Annotated in this window: 14 protein-coding genes; 6 read left to right on the forward strand and 8 right to left on the reverse strand. The window is 56.4% G+C overall.

Features of this window, described 5'->3' with window-relative positions:
- Positions 1–24 precede the first annotated feature (24 nt).
- The 4 genes from glgB to ACI0FJ_RS05840 form a co-directional block, all read right to left on the reverse strand.
- Positions 25–1,944: a 1,4-alpha-glucan branching protein GlgB gene (glgB, locus tag ACI0FJ_RS05825; protein ID WP_424300270.1), complete on the reverse strand. Its 1,920-nt coding sequence runs from the start codon at positions 1,942–1,944 to the stop codon at positions 25–27.
- Positions 1,945–2,060: 116 nt separating this feature from the next.
- Complete coding sequence (locus ACI0FJ_RS05830) at positions 2,061–2,366, reverse strand: isoamylase early set domain-containing protein (RefSeq protein ID WP_424300273.1); 306 nt, start codon at positions 2,364–2,366, stop codon at positions 2,061–2,063.
- Between the two features lie 176 nt (positions 2,367–2,542).
- Complete coding sequence (gene glgA / locus ACI0FJ_RS05835) at positions 2,543–3,988, reverse strand: glycogen synthase GlgA (RefSeq protein ID WP_424300276.1); 1,446 nt, start codon at positions 3,986–3,988, stop codon at positions 2,543–2,545.
- A gap of 100 nt (positions 3,989–4,088) precedes the next feature.
- The gene (locus ACI0FJ_RS05840; protein ID WP_424300279.1) at positions 4,089–4,550 is read right to left on the reverse strand and encodes an NUDIX domain-containing protein; all 462 of its coding nucleotides are present in this window, start codon (positions 4,548–4,550) and stop codon (positions 4,089–4,091) included.
- 842 nt (positions 4,551–5,392) lie between these two features.
- Here ACI0FJ_RS05840 and dhaK point away from each other — a divergent pair.
- The 3 genes from dhaK to ptsP all read left to right on the forward strand — a co-directional run bounded on the left by dhaK (position 5,393) and on the right by ptsP (position 9,957).
- Positions 5,393–6,451, forward strand: a complete 1,059-nt coding sequence (gene dhaK, locus ACI0FJ_RS05845; protein WP_424300282.1) for a dihydroxyacetone kinase subunit DhaK — start codon at positions 5,393–5,395, stop codon at positions 6,449–6,451.
- Positions 6,452–6,607: 156 nt separating this feature from the next.
- A complete protein-coding gene (dhaL, locus tag ACI0FJ_RS05850) occupies positions 6,608–7,240 on the forward strand; it encodes a dihydroxyacetone kinase subunit DhaL (RefSeq protein ID WP_424300285.1) in 633 nt (210 codons plus the stop codon).
- A 209-nt stretch (positions 7,241–7,449) separates the two neighbouring features.
- Positions 7,450–9,957 carry a phosphoenolpyruvate--protein phosphotransferase gene (ptsP, locus tag ACI0FJ_RS05855; protein ID WP_424300288.1) on the forward strand — a complete coding sequence of 836 codons (2,508 nt, stop codon included), beginning with the start codon at positions 7,450–7,452 and terminating at the stop codon, positions 9,955–9,957.
- A gap of 545 nt (positions 9,958–10,502) precedes the next feature.
- Here the strand turns inward: ptsP and ACI0FJ_RS05860 are convergent.
- From ACI0FJ_RS05860 to hypD, 4 genes are all read right to left on the reverse strand, one after another.
- Positions 10,503–11,102, reverse strand: coding sequence for an L-threonylcarbamoyladenylate synthase (locus ACI0FJ_RS05860; RefSeq protein ID WP_424300291.1), 600 nt, complete (start codon positions 11,100–11,102; stop codon positions 10,503–10,505).
- 261 nt (positions 11,103–11,363) lie between these two features.
- Positions 11,364–11,954, reverse strand: a complete 591-nt coding sequence (locus tag ACI0FJ_RS05865; RefSeq protein WP_424300293.1) for a TrmH family RNA methyltransferase — start codon at positions 11,952–11,954, stop codon at positions 11,364–11,366.
- A gap of 69 nt (positions 11,955–12,023) precedes the next feature.
- Positions 12,024–13,031, reverse strand: a complete 1,008-nt coding sequence (gene hypE, locus ACI0FJ_RS05870; RefSeq protein ID WP_424300296.1) for a hydrogenase expression/formation protein HypE — start codon at positions 13,029–13,031, stop codon at positions 12,024–12,026.
- 48 nt (positions 13,032–13,079) lie between these two features.
- Positions 13,080–14,165 carry a hydrogenase formation protein HypD gene (gene hypD, locus ACI0FJ_RS05875; RefSeq protein WP_424300299.1) on the reverse strand — a complete coding sequence of 362 codons (1,086 nt, stop codon included), beginning with the start codon at positions 14,163–14,165 and terminating at the stop codon, positions 13,080–13,082.
- Between the two features lie 224 nt (positions 14,166–14,389).
- On the opposite strand from hypD, the gene ACI0FJ_RS05880 reads away from it, so the two are divergent.
- The 3 genes from ACI0FJ_RS05880 to ACI0FJ_RS05890 are packed head-to-tail and all read left to right on the forward strand — an operon-like array spanning position 14,390 to position 17,271.
- On the forward strand, positions 14,390–15,049 hold the full coding sequence (locus ACI0FJ_RS05880) for an HDIG domain-containing metalloprotein (protein ID WP_424300302.1): 660 nt from the start codon (positions 14,390–14,392) through the stop codon (positions 15,047–15,049).
- Positions 15,015–15,956, forward strand: a complete 942-nt coding sequence (locus ACI0FJ_RS05885) for a D-alanine--D-alanine ligase family protein (protein ID WP_424300305.1) — start codon at positions 15,015–15,017, stop codon at positions 15,954–15,956. Before ACI0FJ_RS05880 ends, ACI0FJ_RS05885 begins: the two co-directional genes overlap by 35 nt.
- Positions 15,957–15,960: 4 nt before the next feature.
- Positions 15,961–17,271: a 3-deoxy-D-manno-octulosonic acid transferase gene (locus ACI0FJ_RS05890; RefSeq protein WP_424300308.1), complete on the forward strand. Its 1,311-nt coding sequence runs from the start codon at positions 15,961–15,963 to the stop codon at positions 17,269–17,271.
- Positions 17,272–17,297: the final 26 nt, after the last annotated feature.

Consider the following 17,297-nt stretch of genomic DNA (forward strand, 5'->3'; position numbering starts at 1 on the left):
AGAACCATCACGTTCCCCAAGAACCTATCCCTGAGACGAGGGTTTGAAAGCCACTGCCGCAAGGGGCGGCAGAGTAATCTCCAGATAGTGGGAACGGGGCCCCAGGTCCGATGGTTTGGCATGAGCTCCGAAGAAGTTGCCCAAATCCGATCCGCCGTAGATACCGGCGTCGGAGTTGAAGACCTCACCCCAGTGGCCGCCATGCGGGCAGCCAAGACTGTAGCCCTCGCGCACCACGGGCGTGAAATTAAAGGCCCAGAGTACGCTTTCGCCGGAACGCGACTTACGCATAAAGCTGATGGTGGAGCCTTGCCAGTCGTTGTGGTCTATCCACTCAAACCCCGGCCACTCATGGTCTACCTCATGCATTGCGGGGTCCTGACGCAACAATCTGTTCAAATCCTGCACGGTCTTGGCAACACCCCGATGCGCCGGGTAGTCGTACAGATTCCAATCCAGGACGGCATTGGAATTCCACTCGTTCCACTGGCCGAATTCCGTGCCCATGAACAGCAGCTTCTTGCCGGGATGCGCCCACATGTAGCTCAAAAAAAGCCGCAGGTTGGCGAACTGCTGCCAGTAATCGCCCGGCATTTTGGAAAGAAGAGCGCCTTTGCCGTGGACCACCTCGTCGTGCGAAACCGGCAAAATGAAATTTTCCGTAAACGCGTAGAGCATGGAAAATGTCAGATTGTTATGATGGTAGGAACGGTGCACTGGATTTTTTTCAAAATAATCCAGCGTGTCGTTCATCCACCCCATGTTCCACTTAAATGAAAAGCCCAATCCCCCCGCATAAATGGGACGCGATACGCCAGGCCAGGAGGTTGACTCCTCGGCAATGACGCTGGCACCGGGATAATGGGCATGAACAACCTTGTTGAGCTCCCTCAGAAATTCCACGGCGTCGAGGTTTTCCCGCCCACCGAACTCGTTTGGAATCCACTGCCCTTCCTCACGGGAATAGTCGAGATAGAGCATGGAGGCCACGGCATCGATGCGCAGGCCGTCAAAATGAAACTCCTTGAGCCAGTACAAGGCGTTGGCCAAAAGAAAATTGCGAACTTCGTGGCGTCCGTAGTTGAAAATAAAGGTACCCCAGTCCGGATGTTCTCCCCGGCGCGGGTCCTCGTGTTCATACAGGGCAGTGCCGTCGAAACGCCCAAGACACCATTCGTCCTTGGGGAAATGGCCCGGCACCCAGTCCAGAAAGATGCCAATGCCCTCGTTGTGCAACCGGTCAACAAGGTAGCGCAGGTCGTCCGGCTCACCATAGCGCGAGGTAGGCGCAAAATAATGGCTGGTTTGGTACCCCCACGACTGGTCCAAGGGATGCTCGGCAAGAGGCATGAACTCAACATGGGTAAAGCCGAGCTCCTTGATATAAGGAATCAGCTGATCGGCAAGCTCCCGATAGTTGAGGAAATCTCCGTATTCATGTCCGTTCCAACGCCAGGAACCGGGATGCACCTCGTAGACGCTGACGGACTGGTCAAAAGGAAGCCCCTGCGTCCGACGGTTTTCCATCCAGCCGTCGTCCTGCCACTTGTATCCGTCCAGAGGCCAAAGCCTGGCTGCATTGCCGGGCCGAAGCTCCGCATAGGTGGCATACGGGTCCGACTTCAAACAGACGTACCCGTTTTGAAACTCCACGGCGTACTTGTAGCAGGCCCCCTGTTCCAATTCCGGCACAAAACACGCCCATATGCCTGAAACACCCACGGGGTACAGCGGGGTTTCTCCGGCCTCCCAACCATTGAAATCTCCCACAAGGCTCACCTTGGCGGCGTTCGGCGCCCACACCGCAAACCGCCAGCCGTTGCTGGTGCCGTCGCTCATAGGGTGTGCGCCGAGGATACGGTAGATATCCCAATGGGCGCCCTTGCCGAAGAGATACAGGTCAAAAGGCGGTATATATGCGGGTACGCTCTGTTTTTCAGGCACAAATCATCCAAGCCCGCATCGCGGGCGGTTAAAAAAAATTAAACAAACCTCGATTCCCCGAAAGATGAAACTCCCGTGGAAGCAGGCATCTCAGCCTGCAGCAGGGTACCATCGTGTCAGACGCGAACCACGGAATTTTCGCAATTGCCGAATTCGCTGAAAACGTAGGTGTCTGCCTCGTGTTCGTTTTTCCACACTTCACCGTCCAAAAGATACCGGAACTGGTATTCGTGACCGGCTTCAAGATCCAGAGTGCGTGTAAAGCCGTCCTTCACCTTGCGCATTGGCATGGAATCTTCATCCCATTCGTTAAACTCGCCCACAAGATGCACGGTCTTGGCACTGTTGGCAGCTTCCTTGGGCAATATGAAACTTACCTTGCAGACAGGTTTGGACTTCAAATACTTTTTCTTAAGGGCCATGGCGTCCTCCGGCGTAAAGGAAAAAGTTTATGTTCACAATGCGCCTGCAGCACGACGTACAGACTTAACTTTATTGTTTACGGCGATCCGGTCCAGTGTGCAATATCTTTTACAGCCATCTGGTGACATTTGATTTACACCCGCACGCTCTCTCCAACCGGACAGCGATTTTCTCCCTACACGTCAACGCCCAGTTCTCTGTACATATCCAGATATCGGGCAGCTGAAAGATCCCAGGTAAAGGCCTGGCTCATGGCGCGTTCCACCATGGCGTTCCAGTAGTAGCGGTCTTCCCACAAACGAACCGCTGTCTTGACCGCCTTGTAGAACAGCTTGCTGTCCGGTTCCTGAAAGGTGAAGCCGGTGGCATCGGGCGAGGGGTACGGAACAATGGTGTCCTTAAGTCCTCCCACTGCTGTCGCCACAGGCGGCGTTCCATAGCGCAGAGCATACATCTGAGTCAGACCACACGGTTCGTAACGCGACGGCATAAGAAAGATATCGCAGCCTGCCTGGATACGGTGGGCCAAATCCTCTGTGTAGCTTACCTGCACGGAAAGCTGGCCGTGGTATTGTTCCATCATGTCCAGAAGCTTGGCTTCGGCCCGCAGGTCGCCCTCTCCCAACACCACAACCCCCACGCCCATTTTCATAAGGCGGGGAATGATATCGATGAGCAGATCAATTCCCTTCTGCGAACGCAACCTCCCGATAAAACCGAGAATGGGCCTGTCTTCCAACATGTCGGACAGATAGAATTCCCTTATGAGCTTGCGCTTGCACCACATTTTCCCCGTCATACGGCCAGCGGAATAGCAACTGGGCAGATACCTGTCCGCCTCTGGCGCCCAGACGTCGTAGTCCGCGCCGTTGAGGATTCCTCGTATGGAACCGCTGCGTTTCTGCAAAATCCCCTCAAGTCCGCAGCCGAATTGGGGAGTAAGAATCTCCCCTGCATAGCTGGGGCTGACCGTGGTGACCATGTCGGCATAGGCAATGCCGGATTTGAGCAGATTAAAGTCGCCGTAAAACTCGCACCCGTCCATATCCCAGGCCTCTGCCGGAAGTCCGGACTCGTGAAACAGCCGTGATGAATACCTCCCCTGAAAGGCTAGGTTGTGGATGGTCATCACGGTTTTGGTTCCGGCCCAAAACGGATCGTGCTGGCGCAGAAAATGAATCCAGGCGGGTGCCAATGCGGTTTGCCAGTCGTTGGCATGGACGATTGTAGGCGGGGTGCCAAGGCGATGCAGCCATTGGATGGCCGCCCGGCAAAAAAAGTTGAACCGCTCGCAGTTGTCGAAGTAGTCGCCCTTGTAAGTATTGTAATAGGAGCGCCGATCGAAATATTCGTCGCGCTGGACAAAATAGACGGTCACCCCCCGATACTGGGACTGATATATTTCCGCGGTTATGGGCTCCCAGGGATAGCCAACAGGGCAATCCGGTGCGACGAGCCGCAAAGGGTAGTCGTTGGTCTTCAGCCTGCCGTACAGGGGAGTTATGACCTCCACTGGCAGGCCGGACTTGGCAACAGCGGGCGGAAGCGCCCCCAAAACGTCGGCCAGACCGCCCGTCTTGGAAAAAGGAAAAATCTCCGAGGTGATGTAAACCAGCTTCACAGCACTTGCCCCCTTGGCACCTGAAGTCGCTCAGCTCCCAGCCCGGAACGTGAGCTTATGTTTCCATACGAAATTTCCGTATCCCCCTGACGCTGCTGGCTCAACGCTGCAGCTTGTCCAACGTCGCAAAGAAATCCTCCACCATGCGTCCATGGTCGAAGGCCAGTGGAGACGGCAGCGCTCCTCGCCTGTAAAATGCTGCTCTGGCCGCGTCGTCCCCGGCCTGCAACGTTTCGGGGTGCAGAGCCTGCGCAGTGTACACCACAGACAATGTATGTCCCCGCGGATCCCGTTGCGGATCGGAATACACGCCCAACAGCCCTGTCAGCACCACATCGAGTCCTGTTTCTTCCTTGGCCTCCCGCACGGCTGCGGCCTCGGCGCTTTCTCCATAATCGATAAATCCGCCGGGCAATGCCCAACCCAAGGGGGCGTTTTTACGGCTTATAAGTACAATCCCCCTGGCCGCGTCGTGGATAAGTATGTCCACGGTTGGAGTCGGGTTGCGATATGTTTCGACCGTCTGCCCGCAATGCGGGCACAACAGTTCTTTATGGGCCATCATTCCTCCTGTTGCCAAACGAAATATGTGGCGGAGAAAAAGCTTTCCGCACAATAAAAAACAGGGAATTCCACCCGTGCAGCTCCGCCCGAAAAAAATATTCCATTCATCTCGCCAGCACATGAGCCAAACCCAGTCTCATGTGAGGGACTCCAACGATTCCCCATCGTAATCCGGCACCCAATATCCTTACGCATACAATGAAGCTCCCCTGTGAATAATTGAACAAAAAAGACGAACCAAGGCAACTCTTCTTTTGCGCAACCCGCCCCACAACAATATGCAGGGCACTTCTCGACACGACGCATTTGAATCTATATTATCTGCCATAATATATACAAAAGACAAAATTTCTTTATTATCATCTCCATATACGACAGTCCTTTCCCGCGCACTCAATGCGGAATACGAAAGCTGTTTGTTTTCACTTCCGAACCATTATTGAAGCAAAAAGAAACATTTCAGCAAAAAAAGCACTTTTATTCCCTTGGGGCGAATTTCACGAAATATGCCGATCAAAAATAGAAATTATGCCCACACAAACAATAACATTCCGATTTAATTATGTTTCAAACACTAAGCATGCCCAAGATCAATGGGAAAGGAGAATGTTCGTTATTGATCAATTTGGAAAAAAAGTTATACACTCCCATAGCCGTCAGGAAATGAAAGGCAAACGACAGGCTCCGCTACCGACTTTCCGGTGAAGACCGTATGGCCGGAGGGCGCGTCGCGTCTACACGCCCTACCGGGGCGGCGTGAACAGACTTGGTCTATTGGATACGGACCAGGCTGAACTTTTCTGCAATGGTTGATCAACCAGAACCGAGAGGTGTGTTCCAATGAAAAAGCTCATCAATGACGTGGAGAATGTGGTCAAGGAACAGCTTGAGGGTATGGCCCTCGCCCACCCGGAACTGTCGGTAAAATTCGACCCCTGCTATATGTACAGGGCAGACGCCCCCGTAGACGGCAAAGTGGCCATTGTCTCCGGCGGCGGTTCTGGTCACGAACCCATGCACGGCGGTTTTGTCGGTAAAGGAATGCTCGACGGTGCCTGCCCCGGCGAAGTTTTCACCTCCCCCACCCCGGACCAGATGTATGAATGCGCCAAGGCCGTGAATAGCGGCGCAGGCGTGCTTTTCATCGTCAAGAACTACACCGGCGACGTAATGAACTTTGAAACCGCCGCGGAACTGGTGGCAGCCGAAGGCATCAAGGTCCAGAACATCCTCATCGATGACGACGTAGCCGTTAAGGACAGCCTGTACACGGCCGGACGCCGCGGCGTCGGCACGACGGTTCTGGCGGAAAAAATTGTCGGCGCAGCAGCCGACGCCGGATACGACCTGGACAAATGCGCAGACCTCTGCCGCAAGGTGAACCAGTATGGCCGTTCCTTTGGCGTTGCCCTCACGTCCTGCACGGTTCCCGCCGCAGGAAAGCCCACCTTCGAACTTGGTGAAGGCGAAGTGGAAATGGGCATCGGCATCCACGGCGAACCCGGAACCCACCGCATGGCCATCAAACCCATCGATGAAATGACCGAGTACGTGGCCGCGCAAATCATAGACGACCCCGCCTACACCCGCACCGTCCGCGAATGGGACGGAAGCGCCTGGGCGGATAAAAAACTGACAGACACACCTTTCGCCAGTGGCGACAAGGTCATAGCTTTCGTCAACAGCATGGGCGGCACCCCGCTCGGCGAACTGTACACCGTGTACAGAAAGCTGGACGAAGTATGCAAAAGCAAAGGCATTACCATTGTCCGTAACTTGGTTGGCCCTTACATTACCTCTTTGGAAATGCAGGGTTTCTCCATCACCCTCCTGAAGGCAGATGACGAAATCCTGAAATTCTGGGATGCTCCGGTCAAGACGCCCGGGTTGACCTGGTAAAACGGAAAATGCGCGCCTGCTCCCCCCGTTCGTCCCCCCGATAGAACGGGGGGAAGCAGGTATAAAAACAGCTGGCGGCCTCCGGCGCCGTCACAGTCGCCGCTCATCACGTTAAAGAAGACGCGCCTTCGAGCGCGCTGTCCGCAGGAGAAGACAATGCCCATGGACAAAGCCCAACTCATTTCCTGGCTCGGCAAGCTGCAAGCCGTTCTGGCAGAAAAAGAAAAATACCTTACCGAACTCGACGCCGCGATAGGCGATGCCGACCACGGAACCAACATGACCAGGGGCTTTAAAAAAGTCATGGAAAAGCTCCCCACAGTAGAGGACAAGGACATCGGCACCATCCTCAAAACCGTGGGCATGACCCTCATGTCCAGCGTCGGCGGAGCCAGCGGTCCCCTGTACGGCACCTACTGGATGAAAGGCGGCATGACACTGGCTGGCAAGGAAGAAATAGATTCCGCAGGTTTTGTGGGCTTTCTTCAGGCTGCCGTGGATGGAATTCTCCAGCGCGGACGTCCTGAACTGGGCGACAAGACCATGTACGATTTCTGGGCTCCCGTCCTGGAAGAAATCAAAGCCCGCGCCGATGCCGGAGACGACATCCCCGCCATGGTAAACGCCGCCCTCCCGGTCGGTGAAAAAGCCCTGGCGGACACCATTCCCCTGCAGGCCAAGAAAGGCCGCGCCAGCTACCTCGGGGAACGAAGCATCGGCCATCAGGACCCAGGCGCGACCTCGTCGTACTACATGCTCGAAACCCTTGCTCAGGCACTGGCCGAATAGCAAAAAAATGAAAGCCCGCCGGAACAGCCGACGGGCTTTCTTTAACTAGTCCAAAGGCGTGAGAAGCCGGATGCGACCAATACGGCACCTATCACGCGGTTTCTTTCAGTTGAAGCGCGGATTCCAACCGCAGCCCGAGTCTGAAGAAATAATATTCAACAACTTGCAATCCTTTGCAAATTTTCTCTTGATAACGGAGTGATATTCCAATGATAGGAATAGTCGTTGTTTCGCACAGCCAGAAACTGGCCGAAGGCGTGCTGGAACTTGCCGGGCAGATGACGCGCGGACAGGTGGTCATGGAAGCCGCAGGCGGCATTGACGATCCGGATAACCCCATAGGCACGGACCCCATGAAGGTTATGGCCGCCATAGAAAACGTGGCCGCCGCTTCGGAAGACGGCGTTCTCGTACTCATGGACCTGGGCAGTGCCCTCATGAGTGCCGAGACCGCTCTGGATTTCCTTTCCGAGGATGTAAAGGACAAGGTTCTGCTCTGCTCCGCCCCCATCGTGGAAGGCGTTATGGCTGCCGCAGTGCAGGCTTCTGTCGGAGCATCCCTCAAGGAGGCCGCACGCGAAGCAAACTCGGCCCTGTGCGTCAAAATTCGCCAGCTTGCCCCAATTACCGGAGAAGAAACCGAGCCTGATATTCCCCCGGAGCAGGAAGTGGAGCCGCAAACAGATGCCGAAGGCGAGCAGCTGCACCTGGAACTGCATATTCACAACAAGCTGGGACTGCACGCACGCCCTGCCGCCAACTTGGTATCCACTGCCGGACGATTTCGTTCCTCCATACGCATCCACAAGGGTGAGGCTTCGGCTTCCGCCAAAAGCATCAACCAGGTGGCACTGCTGGGTGTAAAACACGACGATCATATCACGATGACCATTTCCGGCCCCGACGCACGCGCCGCACTCGATGCCCTGAGCGAACTGCACAAGGACAACTTCGGCGAACGCGACGAGGATGTCGTTCTTACCGAAGAACAGGCAGTCCAGGCCACCGTATCCGGCGACGGAACCTTGGCAGGCGCACCAGCCTCTCAGGGATATGCATCCGGCCCGGCCTATGTGCATCGCATCAGCCTCCCGCAGGTGGAACGCAAAGATGCCTCAAACACGGACGAGGAAATCAAGCGCCTCGATCAGGCCATTGCATCGGCCCTGGAAGACATCCACCAACTGCGGCGGCAAACCGAAAAGACTTCCGGCAAGGCCAATGCGGCAATTTTCGAAGCCCACGCTCTTATCCTGGGCGACCAGGACATGCGCAACAGCGCCGTTGACGCCATTTCCAAACAAAAAATCAATGCGGAATTCGCCTGGCTGAAGACCATACAGGACATGGCCGAAGCATACCGCAATCTGGACGACAGCTACATGCAGGCCAGGGCAGCCGACGTAATGGACTGCGGAGCCCGCGTGTTGCGCATTCTCACCGGTGAGGAAGCCCCGGCCGTCAGTCTCGACACCCCGTCCATCCTTGTGGCGCACGACCTCGCCCCTTCGGACGTGGCCGGAATGGACGCGGACAAGGTGCTGGGGGTTGTCACTGAAATCGGCGGCGCAACCTCGCACGCGGCGATTCTTTCGCGCTCTTTGGGCATCCCGGCCGTTGTCGGCGTGGGCGAAGCCATCCAGGAAATCGCAGACGGCAAAACCATTGCCCTGGACGGTTTTACAGGAACAGTATGGACGGCACCCGACGCCGGAATTCTGGACGACATGTCACAGAAAAGAAACGAGTGGCTGGCCCAGAGAGAACAGGCAAAAGCCAAGGGTGCCCAGCCCGCGAGCACAAAAGACGGACGCGCCGTCGCCATCATGGGCAACATCGGCAATCCCGGCGATGCGGACCGCGTGCGCGAGTACGGTGCCGAAGGCGTGGGCCTGTTCCGCACGGAATTTCTTTTTCTGGACCGACACGAAGCGCCGGATGAAGAAGAGCAATTCAAGGCCTACATGCAGGCGGCACAAGCCATGCAGGGCGGCCCTGTCATCATCCGCACCCTGGATATCGGCGGAGACAAACCGGTCGACTATCTGAACACGCCCACGGAAGCCAACCCGTTTTTGGGTGAACGCGGCGTGCGCTTCTGCATGGCCCGTCCCGAACTGTTCCGCACCCAGCTGCGCGCACTCTTACGTGCCGCCAGCAGCGAGAACATACGCATCATGTTCCCCATGATCTCCAACGCAGGAGAACTGGCCGAGGTTCTGGATTTTCTTGCCAAAGTGCGAGACGAGCTTGTTGCCGAAGGCACGGATATCCGTGAGGACATCCCCACGGGAATAATGATCGAAGTGCCCGGCGCAGTAGCCGTGGCCGAAGAACTTGCCACCATGTGCGACTTCTTCAGCATCGGCACCAACGACCTTACGCAATACGTGATGGCTGCGGACAGGGGCAACGCCTCTGTAGCCCACATATGCGACAGCCTGCACCCGGCGGTTCTGCGCATGATCTCCCAGACATGCCAGGCGGCAACGGCGGCAAGCATAGAAGTAGGCATGTGCGGTGAAATGGCAGGAAGAGTCGAAGCCGTGCCGCTCCTTTTGGGGCTGGGCCTTGACGAACTGAGCATGAATGCTCCCGCCATACCCGAGGTAAAAGAAACTATACGCAGTCTGACCATGGATGAATGCCTGGCCCTGGCTTCCGAAGCGCTGGAAGCCTTCTCGGCCGATGATGTCCGGAACATACTGAAAAGATAGACCCTTTCCCTAAAAATAAGGCGGGCGAATCCAATGATTCGCCCGCCTTTTCTTTTTGGATTTCGCATAAAAAAAAGCCGGCTTCGGGACCGCTCCCCGAAGCCGGCTTCCTGCAAAAGAAGGAAGGAAGGTTACGCTGATCTAGATATAGCAATTACCAGGCCAAAAGATTGCAATCTCGTTCGATTTATTTTTACCCCCGTAAACCGGGGGATAAAACGCGTACTCTCCACCGACTCCTTCTTTTTTTAAAAAATAACTGTACAAAAAATTGAACCTTCCCGGACAACCAACTGAAAATACAGCCCGGAGAGTTAAAAAAATTTTACTCTACCCACGCACAGCAAAATAACGCGATAAATATGCGGAAGCCTCGGCCAGAAACAACCGCTAGGGCACGGCGGAGAAAGGCGCACTGAATGGAAAAAATCCTGTGATTGCAGCTTGTCTGGCGAACGGATTATTTTTCAGACCTGTTGCCCACATCAAATGGCAACAGCTGAAAGCCGAACCGTTCCCGCTAGCACATGGAAGGCTGGGAAAACTCAAACTATGGTAAAGCCAGCCTTGAGAAGTGCCGCACGCGATACCGCCCCCTGCCGCAGGATGGCCAATCTGTCGGTCCCCATACACCGAACAACGGTGGAAGGCAGTCCGCCCGAGGGCCAGGGACGGTCGAGCACGGACAATGCCACGCGTCCCACAAGCGCCGGGTCGAGTTCGTGAGGTTTGGCTGCCCCGGCTCTGCCGCTGGTATTTGCACTGGTGGCGATAAGGGGCACCCCGGATTCGAGGCACAGCCTCTGGGCGATGGGATGCACGGTCCAACGAACCGAGGTAAATCCCCGGGAATCGCGCACTTGCGGGGAAAGGCTCTTGCCCGCCGGGACAAGAATGGAAAGCGGGCCGGGCCAAAAATTGCTGGTCAACCGCTCCAAAGCCTTGGAGCGCCATCCTGTAACCATATCCAGCTGGCGCATACTGCCGACGATTACAGGAAGAGGTTTGCTGGCGGGCCTGTTCTTGAGTTGAACGACCTCATTGGCGACATCATCGCTAAACGCGCTCCCGCCAATGGCGTAGAGGGTTTCCGTAGGATAAATGATGCATTTTCCCTGTTTGATGTAATCGACGGCTTTTGGCATGGCGCTCTCTGGCATAGGCGGTAGTGTCCATAAAGGGAAAACAGATGTTTTCCCTGGCTACCGGGAATGAACGGTAATGGGGTTACATGAGGTGAAACCGGAGTGGCGACATTGCCCATCCGGCCATCAACCTGAAAGAACGGAGACAGGGAACAAGGGAATTCCGTGCCGCACATACTCCAAATAATGAAGTTCGAATTTTTGTACGCGGCACAGGGCCCCTATGGCAGGGCCTTCAGTTCCCCGAAAACGGCAGGTGGCTCAACGGCTGCACCAATCTTCAAACATCGCTTCCAACTCGTCCGGGGGAAATGCCGGAGAATCATACATTCCCTTGGACATGCGCTGTCGGAACGACTCGTACAGAATAAGCGCTGCGGCCACGGAAACATTGAAGCTGGGTATCATCCCCATCATGGGAATATACACCTCGCCATCGGCAATGTTTTCCAGCTCGGGTTTGATACCGGAATGCTCATTGCTCAAAATCACGGCCGTGGGTTTCGTCAAATCCCACGCGTCCAACGGCTTGGCCCGATCAGTGAACCCCGTGGCAAGAATGGTCATGTCCTGATCGTTCAGCTGGGAAGCCATGGCTTCCGCGTCCGAATGCCGGGTCCGTGAAACCCATTTTAAAGCCGAAGCCGACGACTTTTTTCCCAGCTCGGGAAAAGCGGAGGTGGTGTAGTACAAATGCACGTGTCCCACCCCGAAGGCGTCGCAGGAACGCAGGATGGCCGATACATTGTGAGGGTCCCACACATTGTCGACAACCAGGGTAAAGTCCTTCTGACGTTTTTCCAGAACCCGCCTGATCCGCTCTTTTCTTCTTTCAGTGATCGTGTCGCGCATGATGCGCCTTGTATAGCAGAAGTCCCTTCCAGGCAAGTGGCCGCCTTTTCGGGACTCCAGGCCACACAATCAGCAAATTCGAGGCAGCTGTTCGCCTTCCAGCATGTTCATCAACCGCTTGCCGCCAAGCGGCGTCTGCAAAACGGTCTTGCCGGGGTTGTCTTCGGTCATCCCGCCAATACGACAGGCATCGTGCCCAAGTTCATCGGCATGCATGATGTCCAGGGCCTGCTGTGCGTACTCTTCCGGCAAAATGCACAAGAATTTTCCTTCGTTGGCAAGGTAGAGCGGGTCCAGTCCAAGGAAGGAACACCCGGAACGAACAGGGTCGGTAATCGGCAGCAGGGCTTCTTCAATGAGGCAACCGCACCCGGATTTTTCCGTGATTTCGTTGATCGTGGTCGCCAACCCGCCCCGTGTCGGATCGCGCAGCACATGAATATCCGGGATAGCCCGCACCAGCTTGAGCAGCAGGTGATTCAGGGCTGCGGAATCGCTTTTTACCGGGACCTCGAACTCCAGTCCTTCGCGCTGCGAAAGAACGGTCAGGCCGTGGTCGCCCAAAGTTCCACTTATCAGCAAAGCGTCACCGGGACGGGCACGGTCTGCGCTGGGAGCCGGGTCCGCAATAATGGAGCCTATGCCGGTAGTATTGATGAAAATCTTGTCCACCGCGCCCTTGGGCACAACCTTGGTGTCGCCCGTAACGATTTCAACCCCGGCATGTCTTGCAGCCGCAGCCATGGAAACGACAATGCGTTCCAGGTCGGCCATGGGCAGCCCTTCTTCGATGATGAAACCGCAGGTAAGGTACTTGGGCTCCGCCCCCAGCATGGCAACGTCGTTGACCGTACCGTGCACAGACAGAGAGCCGATATCTCCGCCGGGGAAAAATATGGGGTCCACGGTAAAACTGTCCGTGGACATGGCCAACGGCCCGGACAGTTCAATACGGGCCGCATCGTTCAGGCGGTTGAGTTCCGGGTTGTCGAAGTTGCGCACAAACAATTCGCTGACCAGCCGCTGCGATGCGCGGCCTCCGCTGCCGTAATCCAAAAGGACCTTTGTCTCGCTCATTATTCGGAACCTCTGTTGGGCCGTCCCGAGGGCGGCGGTAATTCGAATTTAATCGGTGGAGTATTTATAGTAGGCAGCACAGGAGCCTTCGGTGGAAACCATGCACGGTCCCACCGGCTTGGCCGGAGTACAGGCTTTGCGGAACAGCGGACACTGGTTGGGACGCAGCTTGCCCTTCAACACCTCGCCGCACATGCAGCCTTTGATGGGCTGTACGTCATTGAGTTCCAACCCCAACGCCTGCAGTGCGTCGAAATCGCGGTAGGCTTCGGAAAAAACCAAACCGCTCCCGGGTATTTTCCCAATTCCGCGCCACATGGCGTCGGCAGGTGCAAAGACTTCGTCCATGATAGCCATGGCCGTGGGATTCCCCTCGTCCGCCACCACCCGCGTGTACTGGTTGACGACGTCAGGCTTGCCCTCGTTCTTCATGCGCACGAGCATGAGCAGGGACTGCAAGATATCCGAAGGCTCAAAGCCGCCTACCACTGCTGGCAGATTGTATTCCAGGGGAAGAAAATCGTACGGAGGCAGACCGATGACCGCCGAAACATGGCCCGGCAGGATGAAGGCCTCGATGTTCATGTCCGGGTCGTCCAGCAGCACGCGCAATGCGGGGGGCACCAGCTTGTGGAAGGACAATACCTTGAAGTTGTCCAGTCCCCTCTGCCGGGCCGTCTTCACCGTGGCGGCAATGGTAGGTGCCGTGGTCTCAAACCCCACGCCGATAAAAACGACGGTATCGCCGGGGTTGTCCTGGGCCAGCTGCAACGCGTCAAAGGGAGAATACACAACCTTTATGCGCGCCCCTTCGGCCTGGGCGGTCTTGAGGTTCAACCCGCCGGGACCGGGAACCCTCATCAGGTCGCCAAAGGTCGCCAGTATGACATTATCCTTGGCAGCCACCCGCAGGTAGGCGTCCACTTCGGCATCGTGGGTAACACAAACCGGACAGCCGGGGCCGGTCAGATGCGTGATGTTCTCGGGCAACAGGGAATGCAGTCCACTCTGAAAGATGGAAACCGTGTGGGTTCCGCAGACTTCCATGAACTTGAGGCCGTCGCATTCCTGTTTCAGATGATGCAACAGCCCTTTACAAAGCTCCGGATCTCTGAAGGAGTCGAAGAGGCTCACGGACAACCGCCTTGTTTTTCATTATGTAACGGAGTATGCGCCTTGCGCGAAGTCGTGGGACAATATCCCCGCCACGCCATTTTTGCAAATAGACCGGGCCCCATGGTCATTTCTAATAAAAAGAGATATATTCTCTTGGAGAAGCTCGGGACATAAGCGGACTGACTTTCGGTGTCCGTCCTTTCTCCGAGAAGCAACCGAAAAACAATCCGGTCCACAGGCTCATGCAACAGTCCCATAACGAAACGTACCAGTCATCCCAAGCCCGATACGGAGAGGCGAAGGCCACAGAGGCCCCCTGCCCCTTCGACAGCACCCCTGATCCCTCCTGGCATGTCCCCGACGACGAAGAATGCCTCGCCCTCTGGGACCATTACGCCATGCCCGAGCACATTCGTAAGCACAGCAGCGCTGTTGCCTACGTTGCCAAGGTTATGGCGCAACGGGCGCAGGAGTTGGGACACCCCGTGGACGTTCAGCTGACCCATGCCAGCGGACTTCTGCACGATATCGCCAAAATTTACACCATAGGCCACGGCGGAAGCCACGCCCAGATAGGTGCGGCCTGGGCCATGGAAGCCACGGGAAACCCTATTCTGGGGCAGGCAGTGGCGCACCACGTCTACTGGCCGTTCAAACTCGACGCCGAGCGACATTTCATACCACTGTCCGTTATCTATGCGGACAAGCGCGTCATGCACCACAAAATAGTTTCCGTGGGTAAACGCTTTACCGACCTGCTCGAACGGTACGGCAAAACAGACGAACTCAAGGCCAAGATCAAGATAAACCTGGAACAAACCCTGGCCCTGCAGGATTGTCTCAGCAGATACCTCGAGGTGAATCTCAATGCATATTCTTTTGATAGCGGGCGGCTGGTCTGACGAAAGGGAAGTTTCCCTTTCCGGCGGGAAACAGATCGAAGAATCACTCAAACGCCTGGGCCACACCGTCACGCGGCTCGATCCTCAGGAAAATCTGTCGGATTTTATGGATTTGGCCACGGCACACGATTTCGCCTTTATCAATCTGCACGGTTCACCCGGCGAGGACGGACTTTTCCAGGCCATGCTGGAAGAAGCGGACTGTCCATATCAGGGCGCCAATCCCAAGGCCTCTTTTCTTTCCTTGAACAAGGCTACAACCAAACTCGTCTACCAGCAAAACGGACTGCCGACGCCGGATTGGGACTTCCTGCCTGTTCCGCCCAGCAAAGACTGGAAGCCCGACCTGGAATTTCCGTTTGTCGTCAAGCCGAACAATGGTGGCTCCAGCATCGGCATGAGCCTGGTACGCACCCCCGAAGAAATGCCCAAGGCATTTCGACAGGTGTTTGAAAGCTGCAAGGAAGTCTTGGTGGAAGAGCTGGTGGAAGGCATTGAAATTACCTGTGCCGTACTGGGCGACGAAGCCCTGCCCCCCATCCTTATCAAGCCCAACCTGTGCAACGAATTTTTCGACTATGCCAGCAAGTATGAAGCCGGCGGTGCAGATGAAATCTGCCCTGCCCCCGTGGACGAGGAATTAAGCCGCAAGGTCATGGATATGGCCCTGACCGCCCATAGGGCTCTGGGCATAACCGGTTACAGTCGCACCGACTTCATGGTCCGGGGAGGCACCGAGCCGATGTGCATCGAAACCAACACTTTGCCGGGCATGACGCCCACCAGTCTGGTTCCCAAGGCCGCGGCGGCAAGGGGCATGTCTTTCGACGCACTGATCGCCCGCCTCATAGAGCTGGGTTTGGAAACTCACGGCCATCCCCAAGGGAAATCCCAGGGGAAATCATAATCCCATGTCTGCCACACCCGCGCACAAGGCAACCCGACTGCTCGCCCCCCTGTACAACTGGGGGTGGAAGGCTGTTGTTCCCTTTCTCGGCCGCAACAAACGGCTACGCCAAGGACTGGAGCAGCGCACTCTGCGCACCCCTCTCCCTCGTGCCGATGTCTGGATGCAGGCGGCCAGCGCGGGCGAAGCATACCTGGCCGTGCGCATCTGCCAGGAACTGAACGCTCTTTCTTCCGAAGGCGGTGCGTCCCTTTCGGTGCTGCTCACCACCTATACCAGCCAGGGCCACGACATCCTGCAGGCCGCAACCGACGACGGCACCATTTCGGCCCGCATTGCCTATTGTCCGTTCGATGCCCCTTCCCTGATGAAAAAGGCGCTGGAACAGGCCCGCCCCAAGGTGGTGGTTCTGCTGGAAACCGAACTCTGGCCCGGCCTGCTCATGGCTTGCCGGGAGCAACAGACTCCCGTTCTGGTTGCCAATGGTCGCATGTCCAGCCGTAGTTTTTCCCACTACCTGGCCTTTTCCGGCCTGCTGAACAGCATGGGACCGCAACGCATCCTGGCCATGTCGCCCGACGACGCCGCGCGCTTTCAGCTGGTGTTTCCCGGAGCACGCACCGAGGCCATGCCCAACATAAAATTCGACAATATCGCCGAAGTTGCCGCCCGTCCGGCCCCGGATTATACGGACAATCCCGTGGCCGACGCCATTGCCCCCAAAGCCCCGTTCGTTGTGTTCGGATCGGTGCGGCGCGAAGAAGTCGGGCCGGTAACTCAGGCTGTGGAAGAACTGTTGCAGCATCGTCCGCGCACCATCATCGGCCTTTTTCCCCGGCATATGCACCATGTACCGGTTTGGTGCGCAGCTCTGGAGCGGATGGGAATCAAATATGACCTGCGATCCAAACTGGACGGCAGGGCCCCGCAGGGCGGTGTGGTTGTGTGGGATGCATTCGGCGAATTGGGTGCAGCCTATCATCTGGCCCGGGCCGCTTTTGTGGGCGGCAGCCTTGCCTCTTTGGGCGGACAGAATTTTCTTGAACCTTTGGGAGCAGGTCTTATCCCGGTGACCGGTCCGCACTGGCGCAATTTTGCCTGGGTGGGCCGCGAAATAGTGGACCAGGGTCTGCTGATTGAAGCTCCCACCCCAGACGCGGTGGCCGAAGCCCTGGCCGCCCAGCTTTCGCCTCGGCGTAAAAAAAGCGCTGTACGCAAAGACTTTACAACGTATATTGCCGCACGTCGCGGTGGTGCCGCACAGGTGGCGCAAACAATTTGCCAAATGGCCGCAGCATCTTCCCGACCCGCTTAATTCTCAGGAGACCTGTATTGAGTTCC

Origin of the sequence: Desulfovibrio sp. 7SRBS1 (assembly GCF_049723905.1) — a bacterium.
Lineage (GTDB): Bacteria > Desulfobacterota > Desulfovibrionia > Desulfovibrionales > Desulfovibrionaceae.